The organism is Stenotrophomonas maltophilia, assembly GCF_013464915.1.
GTDB lineage: Bacteria > Pseudomonadota > Gammaproteobacteria > Xanthomonadales > Xanthomonadaceae > Stenotrophomonas > Stenotrophomonas maltophilia_AT.
Window position 1 is genome coordinate 1 of the sequence record NZ_RAVT01000088.1, and the last position, 3,031, is coordinate 3,031.

The window sequence follows — 3,031 nt, forward strand, 5'->3', positions numbered from 1 at the left end:
GCACCGCCCCCATATGGGGATCGGCTGCCAGCCACCTATTTCCAGAATCCCGCTGAACAACGTACTGGGTTTACACAACTAACAGTCGACTCTACATATCCCGGTCCCGCGCCTCTGGCACACCCCTTGCACGCAGCTGGGCCAGGTCCCATCGACAGGAGGCGCCATGCGCCGGGTCACATCTTTATTGGCCATCGCGCTTGCCCTGGCCTCGCCGTGGGCGGCTGCCGCCGACTGGCAGCCCGTAGCCAGCATCCGCGCTGCAGCGCTGACGACCTTGCCGGCGGGCAGCGAGGGCGAGGCCCAGGTGGCCGATGCGCTGCGCCTGCCGAAGTGTGGCGGCGCGCTGCAGGTGCAGCCCACCGCCAACACCACCGTGGAGGTCAGTTGCCCCGATGCGGGCGGCTGGCGCCTGTTCGTACCGGTGAAGGTGCGGCGCAACCAGACCGTGCTGGTGCTCAACCGTGGAATCGGCACTGGAGAAACCCTCACCGCCGCCGATATCACCACTGCCCAGCGAGACGCTGCCCGGATTGCCGGTGCGGTGCTGGCCGATCCCAACGCGGCGATCGGTCGCATCGCCCGCCGTCCCTTGCAGGCCGGGGCCCTGCTGTCGAACAACGATCTGGTGGTGCAGCGTCTCATCAAGCGAGGAGACAATGTGGCCCTGGTATCGCGTCGTGGCTCGGTCGAGGTCCGCATTGCCGGTCGCGCGATGGGCGATGCCGGTGAGAATGAACGGGTCTCGGTGGAGAACCTGTCCTCGCGGCGGATCGTGCAGGGCACGGTCGATGCCGCAGGTGACGTAATCGTGGCGCGTTGATTTACCGCAAAATATCCCTAAAGATCGCGGCCCCGAGGCCGTTATCCCTTGTGAACGGCAACTCCAGGACACCCCATGAGCCAGAAAATCGACGGCAACCTGCAGGTCCCCCAGGCACTGCGCAGTGTGACGACCCCGGCCAGCAAGCCCGGCGTCAGCAGCGACGCGCCGGCGCGCCCGGTCGAGGCAGCCGACAGTCTGCGCCTGACCGGCGAGGCCACCAATCTGCAGGCCATCGAGCGTGAGCTGACCACCGCCCCGGCGATCGACGCCCAGCGCGTTGCCGCCGTGCGCGAGTCGCTGCAGAACGGCACCTACAAGATCAATCCGGACGCGATCGCATCGCGCATGCTTGAGCTGGACCAGCAGCTGCACGGATGACCGCGGCGATGAGCGAGCCGCTGCAGCGCCTTGCCCAGGCCCTGGACGTTGAACGCCAGGCCCTGGTCGAGCACGACGTGCACGCCCTGATCCGGGCCACCGGGGCCAAGCTGGAAGCGCTGCGTGCGCTGGAAGGCGCGCCGCCGGTGGGGCAGGGTGAGCAGCTGCAGGAACTGGCCGAGCGCAACCGCGCCAACGGCGTGCTGCTTTCGCGGCGCCGGCGCGAGGTCAACTGGGCACTGCGCCAGTTGGGCCGTACCGAAGACGCCTCGGCCTATGACGCCAAGGGCCAGTCACACACCGTCACTGCCCGCCGCCCACTCGCCGTCGCCTGAGGCGACGGCGATCGCACAACCCGCGCCCGCAGGCTGAAGCCTGCTGCACGACCGCGTATATTGGGCGCCTGTTCGAATGCCCCGAGTCGCCGTGTCCGCTGCCAACGCCCTGGTTACCGCCCCCCTTCCGCCGCAGCCGGTGCTGCAGGCTCTGCTTGAGCGCCTGCGCGAAGGGCTGCTGCTGTTCACTGAAGACGGGCAGGTGGCATTGGCCAATCCGGCCGCGCAGAACCTGCTGGCCGGCGGTGAGGGCGGTGCACTGCCGCCGCCGCAGCGGCTGCGCGAACTGTTGCCGCCCGACGCGCTGGAGCAGGCGCGCCAGCATGGTCACTGGAACGGCAGCCTGCCGCTGGGCGAGGGCGTGGTCATCGCCCACCTTTACCACCACGGCCCGGTGGGCCAGGGGCACTTCCTGGCGTTGTTCCGCCATATCGAAGGACAGGAAGACTACGAACGCGAGCTGCAGCAGCGCCATGCCGAGCTGCGCCAGGCCTACCTGCGCCTCAACGGCACGCAGGAGAAGCTGCTGCAGTCGGAGAAGATGGCCTCGATCGGCCAGCTTGCCGCGGGCGTTGCGCATGAGATCAACAACCCGATCGGCTACGTGCACTCCAACCTGGGCAGCCTGCAGGAATACCTGCGCAGCCTGTTCACGGTGATTGAAGCCTATGAACGCGCCCTGCGCGCGCCCGACCCGAAAGCACTGATTCCGGAAATCGACGATATCCGTGACCGCCTGGACATCGATTTCATCAGCCGCGACCTGCCGCAGCTGATGGCCGAATCGCGCGAGGGCATCGAGCGGGTCACCCGCATCGTGCGTGACCTGAAGGACTTCTCGTATTCCGGCCGCGACGAGTCGTGGAAGCTGGTCGACCTGCATGCAGGCCTGGAATCGACCATCAACATCATCTGGAACGAGCTCAAGTACAAGGTCACCCTGCACCGCGAGTTCGGCCAGCTGCCGCTGGTGGAGTGCCTGCCGTCGGAGTTGAACCAGGTCTACATGAACCTGCTGCTCAATGCCGGCCACGCCATCGCCGAGCGCGGCACGATCACCGTGCGCACCGGTGTCGATGGCGACCAGGTGTGGGTCGAATTCGAGGACACCGGCGGTGGCATCTCGCCGGAACTTCGCCAGCGCATCTTCGATCCGTTCTTCACCACCAAGCCGGTGGGCAGCGGTACCGGCCTTGGCCTGTCGATCTCCTACAGCATCATCAACAAGCACCACGGCCGCATCGACCTGGACAGTACCCCGGGCGTCGGTTCGCGCTTCCGCGTGGTGCTGCCGGTGAAGCAGCCGCGCTGATCGCTTCTGGTAGTGCCGGCCGCTGGCCGGCAACCTCATTGAACCTGACATCCAGGGCAGCCGGCCWGCGGCCGGCTCTACCAGAGGGGACCGTTACCGCAACGGACGATCCTCTCCACCATCGGCTGGTTCCACCGKCGCCGGCCCGGCATTGCTGCGCCGCTGTTCCTCGTAGGTACG

4 protein-coding genes are annotated in these 3,031 nt (G+C 67.2%); all 4 read left to right on the forward strand.

Features of this window, described 5'->3' with window-relative positions; genetic code table 11:
- Positions 1-166: 166 nt before the first annotated feature.
- The 4 genes from flgA to D7T59_RS21020 all read left to right on the forward strand — a co-directional run bounded on the left by flgA (position 167) and on the right by D7T59_RS21020 (position 2,851).
- Positions 167-823, forward strand: a complete 657-nt coding sequence (gene flgA / locus D7T59_RS21005) for a flagellar basal body P-ring formation chaperone FlgA (RefSeq protein ID WP_062606981.1) — start codon at positions 167-169, stop codon at positions 821-823.
- A 75-nt stretch (positions 824-898) separates the two neighbouring features.
- Complete coding sequence (flgM, locus tag D7T59_RS21010) at positions 899-1,204, forward strand: flagellar biosynthesis anti-sigma factor FlgM (RefSeq protein ID WP_164136601.1); 306 nt, start codon at positions 899-901, stop codon at positions 1,202-1,204.
- A complete protein-coding gene (locus D7T59_RS21015; protein WP_005409580.1) occupies positions 1,201-1,539 on the forward strand; it encodes a flagellar protein FlgN in 339 nt (112 codons plus the stop codon). Before flgM ends, D7T59_RS21015 begins: the two co-directional genes overlap by 4 nt.
- A 91-nt stretch (positions 1,540-1,630) precedes the next feature.
- The gene (locus tag D7T59_RS21020; protein WP_164136602.1) at positions 1,631-2,851 is read left to right on the forward strand and encodes an ATP-binding protein; all 1,221 of its coding nucleotides are present in this window, start codon (positions 1,631-1,633) and stop codon (positions 2,849-2,851) included.
- Positions 2,852-3,031: the final 180 nt, after the last annotated feature.

Bases quoted from the DNA above. Each gene is read 5' to 3' on its own strand.
- flgA (WP_062606981.1), top strand. From the start codon at position 167: ATGCGCCGGGTCACATCTTTATTGGCCATCGCGCTTGCCCTGGCCTCG.
- D7T59_RS21015 (WP_005409580.1), top strand. From the start codon at position 1,201: ATGACCGCGGCGATGAGCGAGCCGCTGCAGCGCCTTGCCCAGGCCCTG.
- flgM (WP_164136601.1), top strand. From the start codon at position 899: ATGAGCCAGAAAATCGACGGCAACCTGCAGGTCCCCCAGGCACTGCGC.